This window comes from Pedobacter sp. MC2016-24, from assembly GCF_015223055.1.
Taxonomy (GTDB): domain Bacteria; phylum Bacteroidota; class Bacteroidia; order Sphingobacteriales; family Sphingobacteriaceae; genus Pedobacter.
Genome location: NZ_JADFBX010000023.1, coordinates 42849 through 59413, shown reverse-complemented (window position 1 = coordinate 59413; position 16565 = coordinate 42849). Strand labels below are relative to the sequence as shown.

17 protein-coding genes and 5 tRNA genes are annotated in these 16565 nt (G+C 39.5%); 18 read left to right on the top strand and 4 right to left on the bottom strand.

Annotated elements, in window-relative coordinates:
* The first annotated feature begins 273 nt into the window (after positions 1-273).
* On the top strand, positions 274-912 hold the full coding sequence (locus IM797_RS27305) for a DUF6266 family protein (RefSeq protein ID WP_194130396.1): 639 nt from the start codon (positions 274-276) through the stop codon (positions 910-912).
* A 10-nt stretch (positions 913-922) separates the two neighbouring features.
* Here IM797_RS27305 and IM797_RS27300 read toward each other — a convergent pair whose 3' ends face one another.
* Both IM797_RS27300 and IM797_RS27295 read right to left on the bottom strand, forming a co-directional pair.
* Positions 923-3280, bottom strand: coding sequence for a mechanosensitive ion channel family protein (locus IM797_RS27300; protein WP_194130395.1), 2358 nt, complete (start codon positions 3278-3280; stop codon positions 923-925).
* A gap of 62 nt (positions 3281-3342) precedes the next feature.
* Positions 3343-4548: a hypothetical protein gene (locus tag IM797_RS27295; RefSeq protein ID WP_194130394.1), complete on the bottom strand. Its 1206-nt coding sequence runs from the start codon at positions 4546-4548 to the stop codon at positions 3343-3345.
* A 220-nt stretch (positions 4549-4768) separates the two neighbouring features.
* Between IM797_RS27295 and IM797_RS27290 the strand changes: the two genes are divergently transcribed.
* Positions 4769-5305: a hypothetical protein gene (locus IM797_RS27290; RefSeq protein ID WP_194130393.1), complete on the top strand. Its 537-nt coding sequence runs from the start codon at positions 4769-4771 to the stop codon at positions 5303-5305.
* A 165-nt stretch (positions 5306-5470) separates the two neighbouring features.
* Here IM797_RS27290 and IM797_RS27285 read toward each other — a convergent pair whose 3' ends face one another.
* Positions 5471-7222 (bottom strand): lysophospholipid acyltransferase family protein, encoded by a 1752-nt coding sequence (locus IM797_RS27285; RefSeq protein ID WP_194130392.1) that lies wholly within the window; start codon positions 7220-7222, stop codon positions 5471-5473.
* A 167-nt stretch (positions 7223-7389) separates the two neighbouring features.
* On the opposite strand from IM797_RS27285, the gene IM797_RS27280 reads away from it, so the two are divergent.
* The 3 genes from IM797_RS27280 (at position 7390) to IM797_RS27270 (ending at position 10250) form a co-directional block, all read left to right on the top strand.
* Positions 7390-8295, top strand: coding sequence for a helix-hairpin-helix domain-containing protein (locus IM797_RS27280; protein WP_194130391.1), 906 nt, complete (start codon positions 7390-7392; stop codon positions 8293-8295).
* Positions 8292-8819, top strand: a complete 528-nt coding sequence (locus IM797_RS27275) for an adenine phosphoribosyltransferase (protein WP_194130390.1) — start codon at positions 8292-8294, stop codon at positions 8817-8819. Before IM797_RS27280 ends, IM797_RS27275 begins: the two co-directional genes overlap by 4 nt.
* A 258-nt stretch (positions 8820-9077) precedes the next feature.
* Complete coding sequence (locus IM797_RS27270) at positions 9078-10250, top strand: acyl-CoA dehydrogenase family protein (RefSeq protein WP_194130389.1); 1173 nt, start codon at positions 9078-9080, stop codon at positions 10248-10250.
* Positions 10251-10331: 81 nt separating this feature from the next.
* Here the strand turns inward: IM797_RS27270 and IM797_RS27265 are convergent, their stop codons facing one another.
* Complete coding sequence (locus IM797_RS27265; RefSeq protein WP_194130388.1) at positions 10332-10700, bottom strand: hypothetical protein; 369 nt, start codon at positions 10698-10700, stop codon at positions 10332-10334.
* A gap of 152 nt (positions 10701-10852) precedes the next feature.
* On the opposite strand from IM797_RS27265, the gene rpsU reads away from it, so the two are divergent.
* The 13 genes from rpsU (at position 10853) to rplA (ending at position 16564) form a co-directional block, all read left to right on the top strand.
* Complete coding sequence (rpsU, locus tag IM797_RS27260) at positions 10853-11047, top strand: 30S ribosomal protein S21 (RefSeq protein ID WP_194130387.1); 195 nt, start codon at positions 10853-10855, stop codon at positions 11045-11047.
* Positions 11048-11173: 126 nt separating this feature from the next.
* The gene (locus IM797_RS27255) at positions 11174-12058 is read left to right on the top strand and encodes a tyrosine-type recombinase/integrase (protein WP_194130386.1); all 885 of its coding nucleotides are present in this window, start codon (positions 11174-11176) and stop codon (positions 12056-12058) included.
* Between the two features lie 14 nt (positions 12059-12072).
* Positions 12073-12420 carry a ribosome hibernation-promoting factor, HPF/YfiA family gene (gene hpf / locus IM797_RS27250; RefSeq protein ID WP_194130385.1) on the top strand — a complete coding sequence of 116 codons (348 nt, stop codon included), beginning with the start codon at positions 12073-12075 and terminating at the stop codon, positions 12418-12420.
* A gap of 207 nt (positions 12421-12627) precedes the next feature.
* Positions 12628-12700, top strand: a tRNA-Thr gene (locus tag IM797_RS27245).
* A gap of 39 nt (positions 12701-12739) precedes the next feature.
* Positions 12740-12825, top strand: a tRNA-Tyr gene (locus IM797_RS27240).
* A gap of 6 nt (positions 12826-12831) precedes the next feature.
* Positions 12832-12904: transfer RNA gene (locus IM797_RS27235), tRNA-Gly, on the top strand.
* Positions 12905-12983: 79 nt separating this feature from the next.
* A tRNA-Thr gene (locus IM797_RS27230) sits at positions 12984-13055 on the top strand.
* Positions 13056-13175: 120 nt separating this feature from the next.
* On the top strand, positions 13176-14363 hold the full coding sequence (gene tuf, locus IM797_RS27225) for an elongation factor Tu (RefSeq protein WP_194130384.1): 1188 nt from the start codon (positions 13176-13178) through the stop codon (positions 14361-14363).
* A 114-nt stretch (positions 14364-14477) separates the two neighbouring features.
* Positions 14478-14548, top strand: a tRNA-Trp gene (locus tag IM797_RS27220).
* A gap of 13 nt (positions 14549-14561) precedes the next feature.
* The gene (gene secE / locus IM797_RS27215; protein ID WP_194130383.1) at positions 14562-14759 is read left to right on the top strand and encodes a preprotein translocase subunit SecE; all 198 of its coding nucleotides are present in this window, start codon (positions 14562-14564) and stop codon (positions 14757-14759) included.
* Positions 14760-14768: 9 nt separating this feature from the next.
* Positions 14769-15311 (top strand): transcription termination/antitermination protein NusG, encoded by a 543-nt coding sequence (gene nusG / locus IM797_RS27210; protein WP_194130382.1) that lies wholly within the window; start codon positions 14769-14771, stop codon positions 15309-15311.
* A gap of 87 nt (positions 15312-15398) precedes the next feature.
* The gene (gene rplK / locus IM797_RS27205; RefSeq protein WP_008243137.1) at positions 15399-15842 is read left to right on the top strand and encodes a 50S ribosomal protein L11; all 444 of its coding nucleotides are present in this window, start codon (positions 15399-15401) and stop codon (positions 15840-15842) included.
* A gap of 23 nt (positions 15843-15865) precedes the next feature.
* Positions 15866-16564: a 50S ribosomal protein L1 gene (gene rplA, locus IM797_RS27200; protein WP_194130400.1), complete on the top strand. Its 699-nt coding sequence runs from the start codon at positions 15866-15868 to the stop codon at positions 16562-16564.
* The last annotated feature ends 1 nt before the right edge of the window (position 16565 follow it).

Here is a 16565-nt window from a genome sequence, read left to right as displayed (position 1 = left end):
GGGTAACAAGCCATTTGAGGTGACAAGACGGAACCCGTTCTTCACCGGAAAATCAATCATTCACACATTGTTCACACATTCTCCACAGAAAGCGCATGAAAGACCCCCATTTTGCGAACAATGTGTGAGCAATGTGTAAACTATGTGTGTCTTTTTTTTAGACTGAAGATCTGGTATTGCCGCAGCAGTGCCAGGTCAGTTAGATTTTGAATCCTTTTTTAAATGATGTATATTGCTTGTAGTTAATTAATTATAAATTTAAATCTTAAAAAAATGGGAAGAATTAAAAAAGGAATTCTTGGTGGATTCTCAGGAAAAGTAGGTGCAGTAGTAGGTGCAAGCTGGCGTGGTGTTGATTATATGCGGGGTTTGCCCAAATTAAGCACTAAACCAGCAACAACTGCTCAATTGGCGCAGCAAAACAAAATGGGTTTGGTATGGGGCTTTCTTAGTGGGGTTCAGGATCTGATTAATGATCGTTTCCAGAATTTTAAGAAGAGTACTCCAATGAATGATGTAATTTCGTATAGCTTATTGCATACCATTGTGGGGGCTTATCCAGAACAGCAGATTGATTTGCCTAAATTCTTGTTTAGTAAAGGGGAGCTCATGGGTTGTTGGCGACCTGAAGTGGATTCTGTAGAAAGTGGTGCAATAGAATTCAGTTGGACTAATGGCAATTTCATGCTTTTACGTGCTGCCGACGATCTGGTTACCGTTGTTGTGTACGATCCTATTGAAAAAAAACTTTGTATATTAAAAGATGCCGTAAAAAGGAAAGTAGCGCGCGTCAAAATACTGCTTCCACCTACTTTTAGTAAACACAAAGTGCATTGTTACATCAGTTTTTATTCTAAAAACAGAAAGCTGGCTTCAACTAGTGAATACATTGGACAGGTTGTGGTGGCTTAGTGCCAGATTATCAACTCAAAGGTCGTACTTGTAGCTGAATTCCGGCTTCAGACAATACTTTCTTGGTGTCGATCATTGCTGTTGAACGCATAGACCCGGCAACGGAAAGATCTGCGATCCAGAATAGGATCCGGATGCTGATGGCATATTCTCCAAAATCCTGTACTATGATTACTGGTGCAGGGTTTTGGAGGATATTTTCATTCAATTTTAGCTTTTCGGCGATTAAATCTTTTGCCTGATCTAAATCGGTACTATACGGCACGCCAATTGAAAATTCCACCCTTTTGCTGCGGTCTTGCATGGTCCAGTTGATCAGGTGCTGGGAAAGCAGATCCCCATTGGGGACAATGATATCTGCGCCTTCGGCATTGTGGATTTTACTGGAGCGTACACCAATTTCTTTAACCGTACCAGATTTATTGCCAATTTCAATCTGGTCACCAATTTGTATCGGACGCTCAAAAGCCAGGATGACGCCGGACACCAGGTTGTTCACGATGTTTTGTAAACCGAAACCAATACCTACACCCAATGCGCCCAGCATAATCGATAGTTTATCAATCGGGATGCCTGCAGCAGCTACTGCAATGAGGAAACCGACAGTCCATATGCCTAAACGAACCAGGAGCATCATTGAATTTAGACCACTACGTTTACCACCTGCGGTTGCTTTTTCATGCCCGAAGAAAAAACTGATGAAACCGGATATCAGGGAAGACAGCCAGATGATACAGAAGAAAATGGCGATACTGGCAAATGTAAACTGATAGCTGCCGATACTTCTTTGTGTGTAAAAGAAGATGGAACTCAGATTGATCAGCAGGTCGTATAGAGTGAGGTTCCGGATCAGGCCGATTACCCAAATGATTAAAGCTATAATCCATAAGTTGCGCTGAAAACGGTGTTGCAGTTCTTTGAAATTGATAAAGTCAGAGAAACGGCTATCGTGATAAGCTTCAGTTTGCAGATAAATGGCTTCTAATACCATCGTGCAGACTACTTTCAACGAAATACCAAGCATCAGGGATTGAATGGCACTTACGCCAAATATTTTTGCCAGACTAAGTAATCCTGTTAAATTGAATAACACAGAGAGCACCACCTGTGCCAGTGTAAAAATGAGGATGGCTTTAGTAGCAGGTGATTCTTCGATATGGATAAAGAATGGTTTGTTTTGGCGGATCATTTTTACGCAAAGTAGTATGAGCCAGATGCCAGCAATAAATAGTCCCCAGCGCTCTCCAAAAGCAGTGTCAAGTAATATATCGTCTGTAGCGTAGAAAAACCAGAGCAGGATAAGTCCAGTCCACATTAGCCTGGAACTTTTGGCTAGGAACGGCCAGATCAGAAAACAAAGGCATAGCAGTCTTAAGGCTTCGATAGCATGTAATAAAGACATGGTTGGATTGCCGAAAAATAATGGTGCATAGGTAAATAAGGCCATTAATGATCCGACCAGGATGCCGCGTTTTAGAAAATTTACCTGCAAAAGCACAGTTGCCGCATCCTCTTGTTTCCTGATTCGCCGCAGGTTGGAAAGGAGCCATACTGTAGTAAAAATGAAAACCAATAGTGAAATGGTTACGATATGGATTTTGCCGGGCAGATAGATTTTTATGATCTTCCAGGAGCGTTGAAAAGCATCGGCAATAATTTGCGGAAAGCTTTGTGGATATTGATTTAACTTCAGACTAAATAATGCAGGTTCCTCTTTGGAGAACATGTTCATCTTTTTGGAAATAGACAAATAAGTCATGTCAGAAGAAAGGTCGTTCAATTGGAGCATATTGATCGACAATCTGTTGCGTAATAGGTTTACCTTGGAGAGCATTCTTCTCTGGAGTGTATCTACAAGCCTGGATTCTGTTAGCAAATCGTTCAGCTGCTCATTTAATACGGAATCTGGTATGATTACATTGAGGTCGGGGTCACTGAGTATCTTTTTAACCTCTATATTGCTTTTGGTGATTTGTTCGTTATAGTCGGTCAGTATGTTTTTATATACGGTCAGGTTGCCTGACTGCTCTTTCAATAAAATAACTGCACTGTTTAAACTACGGAGGTTCATCTTTTGTCCCTGTTGTTCAAACTTTAGTTTAAAGGCTTTGAGCTTTTTCTCAATATCAGGCAACGTTTTTTCAACTGCGCTGAAATCAAAACCTTTTTTTAGGATAAAGTTGTTCTTGTCGACTGTTAAGGTATAGCTTTCTACTTTGTTGACCAGTAATGGGATTTCGGTCTCAGTAGCCAGATGTTTACTTTTTTTGGGTTGTTTTTGAGCAAAAGTATGTTGAAGTGTGGCCAGGAAACAGATCAGCAGTAAAAATACCCTGATGTGGTTTCTTTGGAAAGCCTTTAAAGACATATTATTCAGTAGTTTAATTCGCTATTCACTAGCAGTATTTATGCCAAGTTGTGCAGTTCAGCTCACCTGTTTTTTGGATCGTACTGATAAACGACCTGATAAGCCGTGTTTTTAAGTTTGGCAGCGATTTGTCCGATGTTTAGATCCTGTTGTTGCGGAGTGGGCTCGCACATGGAATAGGTTTTGCCTTTGTACACAATTGGATCGCCAATGGGCTTGTCAAACTGGACAGCCATGGTAATGTGTGTAGGGTATAAGAGGGCAATCATGGGCAGGTTGTAAATTTCTTTAACCAGGTAAAAGAATAAAGCGGCCCGGTCGTCACAATCGCTGTATTTGGCAAATAGCGTCTCTTCTGGCGACAGGCGTTTCTCTTTGCCAAAGTTATCTTCATCGCTTTCATACAGAAAAGCGTAACGGGTAAAGCGCATGAGGTAATCGATTCCTTTTTTTTGACTCATTCGGCTGACATTACTTTTTAGCAATGGGATGAAGGAACCGTAAGTTTCTTTACTTAGCGGGATATTAAAATAATCGGCAAAGTCTACTACAGGATAATTGGTAAAAATTGCGGCTACATCAGGATTCAGTTTGATGTTGAAGTGATATATTTTGTGTTTGTAATTGAACTCCAGTTTTTTCTCGGCATAGTTTTCTGGTTTAAAATCAGGCATTCGCGTGATTTTGTAAGAAAATGCATCTTGAGCATCAGGGATATTGATCATATCGTAAGGAGGAACCTTATTGAGATCTGCATGTGCGTAATCGTGGTAGTTTAGGCACATGTATTTTTTGTTTTTAAACAACAGAAAGGGAATATCTGAAATGTCCTCATCATTATAGGCATAAAATATAATCCGGTTGTCGGCTATGGTTAAGCGCACATCGTATCCCGATTTACCCATTAAAAACCATTTGTAAAATGTGTATCGCTCGTAATTTTCTTGTTTAGGGCTTATGGATTGTGCTGTTTTCCTGATGAGTTGATAATAAAGCCAGTCGTTTAGCTGGTGTTTGGTTTTATAAGCGATTAAACTATCCATGATGGGCCTGTATTTGCCGGCATTAACTTGGTCATAACATGCCTTAATGTATTGCTCAGAAAGCACAGATTTGGTGTGAATCAGAATGGACGAATCAATCTGAAGATTAAATGTCTCATTGTAAAATTCAAAACTGGCATTATAGCTTTTATCCTGAGCATAAGTGCTCAGGGTGATGACCTGTATGACTATAAGCGTACCGAGTATTTTTAGCAAACGGCTCATGGTGTTTAAATTTAATTTACTGGTAACATTAAATATACATATAAATCGTGCTTTTGTAAAGCCTTTTTGCACTGCTTTGTCGCTTATTGGTCACGTTTATAGCTGTTTATGTCTTTCTTGTTTAGTAGCAATCAAAGGGCTTGAATATTTAACATAAGCTTAATATTGGCGCTGTAGCGAAAAGCAGCTAATCTACGTATCATTAGAAAACGCAAAAAATATGAACAAGCAAACTAAGTTATTGATGGCATTTTTAGTGCTGAGTCTATGTATCATTTCATGCTCCAAGCACAAATCAGATGCTGATGAAATTCATATCCTAGAAAGGGATTTAACCCCATGTCCTGCAAATGGAAACTGTAAATATCAGTTTACTGAACATGCGGATTTCAATACGGAAGAATATACACCCAAAAGTGGGGAATACCGGTTGTTTTCGGCAAATGTAAATGCAAATGGGGTCGGATTTCTTTTATATATCAAGGCACCGATGAAAGGAAATTCTTTTTTATTAAATAAACAGGATGTAATATCCGGCAGGGTTAAATTGATCAATACCTGTGCCTCTTGCCTTTCTACAGCTTTAGAGCCGACAGATGGCTATGTAAAGGGCATCAATTTAACGCCTGGAAAACCGGCCGATCAAACCAAGTGGATTATTGAGGCGAGTATTACGATGGGAACCAAAACAACTGCACAAACAAATAATGTAGTGAATCTTAAACAGTATTTCTATCCAAATTTTGTCCTGAACTAAAATAAAACCTGAAGGCGCTTTAAAAATATTTATGATAATCAACAATTAACAAGGCCTTAACAATATGACCTTACTTTTGTGGCATAAATATTTGGTTAGTATTTATAAAGTTTAGGTTTAGTTGATAACAAAAAGCCACGATGGATGTCGTGGCTTTTTGTTTTGTTAAAAGTTCTTGCCGATTTTTTCCAACATCTCTGAAGGAATGTTTTGCATATCTACAACAAGGAAGCCATCCAGGCAGTCTGAAAACTTGGGATCTATATTGAAACAAATGATTTTCGCATTTAAATTCATGTACTGTCTGAGCAATACCGGTATTTTAATGTGCGAGTTCTCAATATCGGAAATCAAACTGTCGAGGTCTTTTAAAGATTCGCTGCTTTCAATCAGGAGGTCTTTATCGATGGCTGATAAATCTGCCTTGAATTTGTTTTTGGGTTTTACATAATGCGCCAGCTCATAGTCAAAGTGATTTTTAGTGATGTAATCTACAATGAGCGACTTAGAGAATTTAGAGAAATTGTTGCTGATACTTACCGGTCCGAACATATAGCGGTATTGCGGATTATCCAGCAGGTATTTTAAAATGCCTTTCCAAAGTAAAAACAAGGGCAGGGGTTTTTGCTGATACTCTTTGCGGATCCAGGAACGGCCAAGTTCTATACCTTTTCTCAATACCGGGTAAAAAGGTTCCTTAATTTTGAACAGTTCGGAAAGGTAAAAGCCGCGGCGGCCCATGGTATTTAAAATCTCATCGCCTTTACCGATACGATAGGCGCCTACTATGTTTTGCAGGTCCTTATCCCAGATGAAAAGGTGATGGTAATAGATGTCGTAATTGTCCAGGTCTATCTTTTTATTGGTGCCTTCTCCAACCTCCCTGAAGGTGATTTCACGCAATCGGCCGATTTCCCTTAGGATGTTTGGGATCGCTGCCGTAGGTACGATGTAAACTTCGTAGTTTTTTTCTGCCCAGACCCTAAAGCTTTCCAGTTCTTCAATTTCCCCTACAATTAAGTTGCGTTCCGTTTCTTCTACAACCGGATGCGGTATTTTCTTAATCTTGAATAAGTTGATAGGATTGAATAGTTTCTTTTCTTCTTCCAGACCTGTACCTAAAGCATAAGTCCTGGCCCTTAAAAAATCAAGTAGCTTATTGGTATTGTTGCGGTATGAGATGTCTTCGATATTGATCGGCTTGCCAATTCTGACCTTAATTTTAAGTCCCTGTTTATTTAAAAACTCGGATGGTAATTTGGCCGTTCTGAGTGTGGGGTGTATGAAACTTAAAATATTGAACAGTACACCATTGTTGCCGTGGAAATAGATGGGTACAACCGGTAACTTTGCCCTTGCAATGAGTTTGCCCACTACCGGATGCCATATGCGGTCGGTGATTTCCTGTTTGTCCAGGCTAAAAGTCGAAACCTCGCCGGCAGGGAAAATTCCAATAGGTGTACCGCTTTGTAACAAATCAAAGGTTGCCTTCAGGCCACTGATGCTTGAGGAGTGCTGTACATTTTCAAATGGGTTTACAGCTACAAAGAATTCACTCAGGTTAGGGATCTTTTTTAGAATAAAGTTGACCATCACTTTAGCTTCAGGCCGTACGGTGCAGAGCAGTTTAACCAGTGCCAGACCTTCAACACCACCATAAGGGTGATTGGCAATGGCTATAAAACCGCCCTTTTTGGGGATGTTTTTGAGGTCATCCTCATCAAAATCTATACTTACACCAATTGTTTCTAATATTTTATCTACAAATTCTAATCCATTGAAATGCTCATTCTGCGAAAAGACTTTATTGATGTCGTTCAGCTTCATCATTTCCATCAGCAGCTCTGCCAGACCAGGAACCCCCAATTTGTCAATTTTAGTAGCCTTTGCGAACTCTTTAGTAGTTATGATCTTCATTTAAAAATTGGTTAATCCATTGTAAAGCAATTTCAAAAATAAGATTTATTATTCTAAATAACAGTAGTACATTAGCAGTAGAATGAATGAAGACTGGCCTAATCTTTTGTATTTGTTTGTAAGGTGTTATAAATAAGGTTTATACTGAAAATATTGAACGTTTACCAATGAAAAGATGGCTTAATAATAACTTTGGTTTTACTAAAGGTGAATTTAATGGTGTGCTGGCACTGCTGGTCCTGATTTTATTGATTACTTTATTTCCTTATATATATAGCTTAGTTAAGCCGGAGGAACCGGTGGATGAAGAGGAGCAGTTGGCGGTACTGAAGCTTTCGGCACTGAACAGCAAAGACACATCCCGGCTGAAGATCCATCATCGTGTTGAATATAAGCCCAAAACCAGGATTAAAGAACGTTTTATTTTTGATCCGAATACCATTGGCAGTGCAGAATGGCAAAAATTGGGTTTATCGGCCAGGCAAGCTCAGGCCATACTGACTTACAGGAGTCGCGGTGGTCAGTTTAGAAAAACTGAGGACCTCAGGAAAATGTATACCATTAGTGATCGGATGTATGCTGAACTTGCACCTTATGTGCACATTAAAAATAAGGCTGAGCAGCAGAACCGGGCTTTTGTACCGCGGCCCGCCTTTGTAAAACCGGCATTGAAAGTGATAGAGCTGAACGGTGCGGATACAACTGAACTGGATCTGATAAAGGGGGTAGGGATGACTTTTGCCAATCGCATTGTAAAATACCGCAACCGCATTGGTGGTTTTTATAAGAAAGAACAACTGATGGAGGTATTTGGAATTGATTCTGTGAAGTACCTTGAACTGAAAGACCAGGTCCGGATCGATGAAACTAAGATCAGAAAAATCAACATCAATACGGCGGGGGTTGAAGACTTTAAAAATAATCCTTATATCCGTTATAAACAGGTGAATGCGATGGTGCAATATCGTAAACAACATGGCAACTATAAGGAACTTGCTGATTTATCTCGGGTCGCGATTTTAACACCTGAAACCATTGCGCTTTTAAAACCATACCTTATTTTTGAACCATGATTGAATCCAGAATAAAAGCGATTGTACGTGATGTGCATGATTTTCCAAAACCGGGCATTGTTTTTAAGGACATTACGCCGATACTCAAAGATCCTTTGTTGTGTGGGGAGATTACCGCTGCACTGGCAGCGCAGCTGGTTGGAGTGGAAATTGATGTGGTTGCCGGGATTGAAAGCAGGGGTTTCTTATTTGGTCCTGCTCTGGCCCAATTGCTTAATGTTCCTTTCATCCCGATCAGGAAAAAAGGGAAACTGCCTTATAAAACTTTACAGCAATCTTATGATTTAGAATATGGAAATGCGGTAATTGAAATGCATGAGGACGCTTTATTACCGGGGCAAAAGGTGCTGATCCACGACGATCTGCTGGCAACAGGCGGAACGGTGGTTGCTGCATCAAAGCTCATCCAGCAATTGGATGCAGAGGTGGCGGCTTATTCTTTTATCATTAGTCTGGATTTTTTGAACGGTGCCGCCCGGCTAAGTCCTTATACCGGTCAGGTGTTTTCACTGGCGGCATATTAATTAGGTCTTTTAAGCTTATTTTTTTCTTATTGGTTTTTCTTTGCTGAGTCTGTTTTTCGCGAATGCGATTCATAAGGGCAATATTTATATTTTTTTTTCAAAAAAAATATAAATAATTTTTTTGGTCTTTTGGTTTGTCTAAAATGAAAGGATACGGTTAATGAACTGAATACCGTTTTGTTCTACTATTTAGCTAATTTTTGGCTGGTGATGCTGTGATTTTATTTGTTTATCATTGCCCAAATTCAAACGATATTTATGTTAGAAACAATGGACGGTTCTGTAGGATATAGTTTTAGTGTCTCAGAAAATCAACTGATGATCAGGAAAATGGTGAAAGATTTTGCTGAGAAAAATATCAGGCCAAATGTTATGGAATGGGATGAAGCGCAGCATTTCCCTATTGAAGTTTTTAAAAAACTTGGTGAGCTGGGGTTGATGGGTGTTTTAGTTCCTGAAATTTACGGTGGTTCTGGTTTCGGTTACCAGGAATATGTTGATGTTATTGTGGAAGTGGCAAAGGTTTGTGGTTCGATCGGATTATCTGTTGCTGCCCACAACTCGTTATGTACCGGCCATATTCTGGCATTTGCAAATGAAGAACAAAAAAGCAAGTGGCTACCAAAACTGGCTACTGCAGAATGGATTGGTGCCTGGGGATTAACAGAGGCCAATACGGGTTCTGATGCTTTACGTATGATGACTACAGCCACATTGGATGGTGATGAATATGTGATCAATGGTGCTAAAAACTGGATTACCCATGGTAAAACAGGTGATGTAGCCGTGGTGATGGTAAGGACGGGAGAGAAGGGCGATTCTAAAGGGATTTCTGCTATTGTTGTGGAGCGCGGTACACCGGGGTTTTCTGCAGGTAAGAAGGAGAATAAACTGGGGATGCGTGCTTCTGAAACTACTGAAATGATTTTTGACAACTGCCGTGTACCGAAAGAAAACCTATTGGGAAATGTTGGTGAAGGCTTTAAACAAGCCATGAAGGTGCTTGACGGTGGCCGGATCTCAATTGCAGCTTTATCACTGGGTATTGCAAAAGGCGCCTATGAGGCAGCTGTAGGTTATGCTAAGGAGCGTCATCAATTTGGACAGCCGATTGCTAATTTTCAGGGAATCAGTTTTAAACTGGCTGATATGGCTACCGAGATTGAGGCTGCTGAGTTGTTGATCAGACAAGCTGCAGATTTGAAAAACCGTCATTTGCCGATGACTAAAGAATCGGCTATGGCTAAATATTTTGCATCGGAGGTATCGGTGAGGTGTGCAACCGAGGCGGTACAAATCTTTGGTGGTTATGGTTACACAAAAGACTTTCCGGTAGAGAAATTTTATCGCGACAGCAAATTGTGTACAATAGGTGAGGGAACTTCTGAAATTCAGAAGATTGTAATTGCCAGAGAAGTGCTGAAGGATTAACCTTCAGTTTGAACAAGCTTTATTCTAACCAATAATAAAACTGGTAAATCCGGTGTACCCAAAAGGTTCCGGATTTATTTTTTACTGTATAGAGATGATACTGTCTACGACAAAGGGGCTGTAGCCCCGCCATGGTAAGCTGTTCAGATACTCTATATAATGAAGCTCAAATACCTTTCCGCTGTTTAGCATCATTTTTTCTGCAATGGCTTTGTCTGTAACGGAGAATTCAAACTCGTTGGACTGGATGTTTCCGGTTTGTGAGCGGATGCCGGTCTGGATCAGTTTGCCCTCATAGGTTTTAAACACATAGCCTTTTTTAACAACATAATTCAATTGTCCGGCTTTAACGCCCTCACCAAAAGTGAAATAATAGCGGTAATAAACAAAGCCAATAAGTACCACGATCAGAATGGCAAGTATAATGTACAGCGGTTTTTTAGATTTCATATAGCAGATATTTAAGTTAAAAATATGGATAATATATGATTCGGGCGATCAAAACCGAATTTTATTAATTTAATTGAGATATTGTTTTGATTATCAAATCAAAGCCCTATCTTTGCAGTCCTAAAAACAACGAGAGGAGGTATTTTAACGTTATGATCATTATTAATATTAAAGACGGCGAATCATTAGATAAAGCTTTGAAACGTTTCAAGAAGAAATTCGAGAAAACTGGTGTGTTAAGAGAACTTCGCAGTCGTCAGGCTTACGAGAAAAAATCTGTAACCCGTCGTACGTTAGTTAAACACGCAATTTACAAACAGAATATGCAACTGGAAGGAACTATCTAGTTCTCAGAGTTTATATGATATTAAAACGCCATCGATTTTTCGGTGGCGTTTTTTTTTTGCTTCAAATTTCGAATTCTTGGATTAATGTTTTGTATATTCACTCAATCGAGCACCTAAATAGTTTCTATGCCTGTTGACCAATTTATAACTTATCTCCAGCACGAGAAGCGATATTCTGCACATACCGTATCTTCTTACCAGACCGATCTGTTTCAGTTTCGGGATTACATGCAGTTAACTTTTGAACTGCCTTTGCTGGAAGTGAAATATGTGCATGTGAGAAATTTTATGGTCTGGCTGATGGATTCAGGAGTGGCTGAAACGTCCGTGGCCAGGAAGCTGTCTGCGATGCGTAGCTTTTATAAGTTTTTACAGCGGGAGCAACTGGTCCGCAGTAGTCCGATGTCGCTGGTAAAGGCACCTAAAGCCCCCAAACGTTTGCCGGTATTTGTAGATGATGCCAAGCTGGATGTTTTGCTGGATTCAAAGGAGTTTTTTGACGACAGTTTCTCTTCTGTGCGTGACAGGCTGATCATTGAAACCTTGTTTGGCACCGGGATGCGCTTGTCGGAATTGATTTCCCTGAAAGATACAGACGTTGACTTTTACCAGTGCAGCATCAAAGTTCTGGGTAAAAGAAATAAAGAACGCATTATTCCTATAGGTAAAACCCTTGAGCATCAGCTTAAAGATTACCTCGAATTGAAATCATTACAAAATTTTCATAACAAAAGTGGTCGCTTAATCGTTACAGATAAAGGAGCAGATGCATATGCGGTTTTTATTTACCGTACTGTGCAGCGTTATTTGACATATGTATCCACACAGGATAAGAAAAGTCCGCATGTATTGCGACATTCTTATGCTACCAGTCTGCTGAACAGGGGGGCAGATTTGAATGCGATTAAAGAGCTTTTAGGGCACGCAAGCCTGGCGGCAACCCAGGTGTATACGCACAATTCAATAGAAAGATTAAAAACAATATATAAACAAGCCCATCCAAAGGCATAAAAAAGGAGGAAAACATGAAAATTACAGTTCAATCGATCCATTTCAATGCAGACCAGAAGTTATTAGATTTTATTCAGAGGAAAGTGGATAAATTAGATCAGTTCTTTGACCAGATCATTAGCGGTGAAGTGTATTTAAAGTTGGAGAATGTAGAAGACGAAGCGAACAAGATCAGCGAGATTAAGTTGAATGTGCCGGGGCAAACGATGTTCGCAAAGGAGCAATGTAAATCTTTTGAGGAAGCTACAGATTTAGCAATTGAGTCATTACGAAAACAAATAACCAAACATAAAGATAAAACAAGAATAAAATTAAGTGAGCATAAGGCGATTTTAAATGCCGATGAAGTATCTGATTATTAAGGAGATATTTTTAGGATTTTTAACAGGAAAATTGACGGGGCTAAATCCCGTCAATTTTTTTTTAAAATAATTTTGGATCGTATTAAAATTGGTGTACATTTGCAATCCCAATCAGAGAGGGCGTTTCTCTTGAAAGATCGGGGTTGTTCTGTGAAAGATTAATATTATCAAAAACATTGCACTAGATTGGTGAAATGTAATATATAAGCCTCCTTAGCTCAGCTGGTAGAGCAACTGACTTGTAATCAGTAGGTCATTGGTTCGATTCCGATAGGAGGCTCTTTTAACATCAGGTAGCAATATTTGAGTCGTTAAAAGCGGGGGGATACCAGAGTGGCCAAATGGGACAGACTGTAACTCTGTTGTCGCAAGACTTCGAAGGTTCGAATCCTTCTCCCCCCACCATAAAAAGCGAAAGTAGCTCAGTTGGTAGAGCGATAGCCTTCCAAGCTATAGGTCGCGAGTTCGAACCTCGTCTTTCGCTCAATAAGGAAAAGGTGGGCAGGGGTATAGTAATTTAATCTGTATTTCGATTAAATGAATTGCACGCTGAGATAAAGAAAGCCGAAGTAGCTCAGCGGTAGAGCACTTCCTTGGTAAGGAAGAGGTCGTGGGTTCAAGTCCCATCTTTGGCTCAAAATAAAAGATGCTTTGTTGGATCTGTGAATTAAAGCAGTTGAACAAGGTTTTTTGTGTTGAAATTGTATCAAAACAATAAATAAATAAAAAGTTAACCTACTAATAAGTATAAAAACATGGCAAAAGAAAAGTTTGACCGCAGTAAGCCGCACTTAAACATCGGCACAATCGGTCACGTTGACCACGGTAAAACAACCTTAACAGCAGCTATCACTAAAGTGTTATCTGATGCTGGTTTATCTGAGGCGCGTTCATTTGATTCTATTGACTCTGCTCCAGAGGAAAAAGAAAGAGGTATCACTATTAATACAGCACACGTTGAATATTCAACAGCTAACCGTCACTATGCTCACGTTGACTGTCCAGGTCACGCGGATTACGTGAAAAACATGGTTACTGGTGCTGCGCAAATGGATGGAGCTATCATCGTTGTAGCTGCTACAGATGGTCCAATGCCACAAACTCGTGAGCACATTCTATTGGCTCGTCAGGTTGGTGTACCTTCATTGGTAGTATTCATGAATAAAGTGGATATGGTTGACGATCCTGAATTGTTAGAATTAGTAGAGATGGAAATTCGTGAATTGTTATCATTCTATGAATTCCCTGGTGATGATATTCCTGTTATTCAAGGTTCTGCTCTTGGTGGTTTGAACGGCGATCCGAAATGGGTTGGTAAAATCATGGAATTAATGGATGCTGTTGATAGCTACATTCCAATTCCTCCACGTTTGACTGAGCTTCCATTCTTGATGCCTGTTGAGGACGTATTCTCGATCACTGGTCGTGGTACTGTTGCAACTGGTCGTATTGAGCGTGGTGTAATCAACTCAGGAGATCCAGTAGAGATCTTGGGTATGGGTGCAGAAAATCTTAAATCAACTGTAACAGGTGTTGAGATGTTCCGTAAGATCCTTGATTATGGTGAGGCTGGTGATAACGTAGGTTTGTTGTTACGTGGTATTGAGAAAACTGATATCCGTCGTGGTATGGTAATCTGTAAACCAGGTTCAGTAAATCCTCATACTGATTTCAAAGCTGAGATCTATGTATTGTCAAAAGCAGAAGGTGGACGTCACACTCCATTCTTTAACAAATACCGTCCACAATTCTATTTCCGTACCACAGACGTTACTGGTGAGATCTCACTAGCTGAAGGAACTGAAATGGTTATGCCAGGTGATAACGTTACGATCACTGTTAAATTGATCAACGCAATCGCAATGGAAAAAGGTCTACGTTTCGCTATCCGTGAAGGTGGTAGAACAGTAGGTGCTGGTCAGGTAACTGAAATTTTAAAATAGTATTTGATTCCTTCGGGAGTTGAATCAAAATAAAGCAAAGTACTTAGGCTTTAAACACCTAAGTACTTTGCTTCTAATGAAAGCTCTAGATCTTGGAAGAGAGATAGAAAACACACGGGAATAGTTCAACGGTAGAATAGAGGTCTCCAAAACCTTTGATCAGGGTTCGAATCCTTGTTCCCGTGCAAAAAAATAATTATGGCTAAAGTAGTTCAATTTTTTAAAGAATCATATGAAGAAATGACCCAGAAGGTTACCTGGCCTACATGGGGAGAATTGCAAAATTCTGCAGTGTTGGTTTTGATAGCTTCATTTATCATTGCATTGGTTGTCTTTGCTATGGATAAGGGTTCTACTTTTGTTTTAGATACTTTTTATAAATCACTTTCTAATTAATATAGCTAAATGAACGATCAGTTGAAGTGGTATGTAGTTAGAGCTGTAAGCGGTAAAGAGAAGAAGGTAAAACAATATATCGATTCTGAAATTAGCCGTTTAGGATTTTCGCATTTGGTACCTCAGGTATTGATCCCTATGGAGAAATACTACCAGATGAAAGATGGCAAGAAGATTGCCAAGGAGCGTAACTTTTACCCGGGTTATGTTTTAATAGAAGCTACATTAGATGGAGAGTTAGAGCACATTATTAAGAACGTTAATAGTGTGATTGGCTTTTTAGGGGATAAGGGTGGAAATCCAGTACCTATGCGTCAGGCAGAGGTTAACCGCATTTTAGGTAAAGTTGATGAGATGAGCCAGCAAGGTGAAACCATGAACGTAGCTTATTATGTGGGTGAAAACGTTAAAGTAATGGACGGTCCATTTAACGGTTTTACCGGCGTAATTGAAGAGGTTAACGAAGAGAAGAAAAAACTGAAAGTTATGGTAAAGATCTTTGGAAGAAAAACTCCATTGGAACTGAACTATATGCAGGTTGAAAAAGAATAATTAGTAGTATATACTATATAAAAATCTTAAATGTTACTTGCTTCCAACATTATAACATTGAGTATTACAAATTAACAAAAACAGAAAATGGCAAAAGAAGTCAGTGCACTTGTTAAGTTACAGATCAAGGGTGGAGCTGCAAATCCATCGCCACCAGTAGGACCTGCATTGGGTGCTAAGGGGGTGAATATAATGGAATTTTGCAAGCAATTCAATGCTCGTACCCAAGATAAGCCCGGTAAAGTATTACCAGTTGTAATTACTGTTTATGCTGACAAGTCTTTCGAATTTATCATCAAAACCCCTCCGGTTGCTATCCAGTTAAAGGATGCTACTAAATTACAGAGTGGTTCTGCTGAGCCCAACCGTAAGAAAGTTGGTTCGGTGACTTGGGATCAGGTTAAGTCAATTGCTGAAGATAAAATGACTGATTTAAATGCATTCACTATCGAGTCGGCAATGAGTATGGTTGCCGGTACAGCACGCAGTATGGGAATCACCGTTAGCGGTGATGCACCTTGGACAAATTAATTAACAAAAAACAGTTTACAACAGTGGCTAAATTAACAAAAAATCAAAAAAAGGCACATGCTAAACTAGAATCTGGTAAATCGTATTCTTTAAAGGATGCGGCTGCTTTGGTAAAAGAGATCACTACGACTAAATTTGATGCATCGGTTGATATCGATGTAAGTTTAGGTGTAGATCCACGTAAAGCCAATCAAATGGTACGTGGTATTGCTACTTTACCTCATGGTACAGGTAAAACTGTACGTGTTTTAGTACTTTGTACTCCTGATAAGGAAGAAGAGGCTAAAGCTGCAGGAGCAGATTTCGTAGGTTTGGACGAATATGTAGCCAAGATTGAAGGTGGATGGACTGATGTTGACATTATTATCACTACTCCTGCTTGTATGGCGAAGGTAGGTAAATTGGGCCGCGTTTTAGGTCCAAGGAACTTAATGCCTAACCCTAAGTCAGGTACTGTAACCAACGAAGTTGGTAAAGCAGTTACTGATGTTAAAGGCGGTAAAATTGATTTTAAAGTTGACAAAAGTGGAATTATTCACGCTTCGATAGGAAAAGTATCATTCCCAGCAGATAAAATATATGAAAATGCTTTAGAAGTACTTCAGGTAATTTCTAAATTAAAACCATCTGCTGCAAAAGGAACTTATTTTAAGAGCATTCATGTTTCTTCTACTATGAGTCCTGGAATTGCAATCGAAACTAAATCAGTAGCGGGGATCTAAT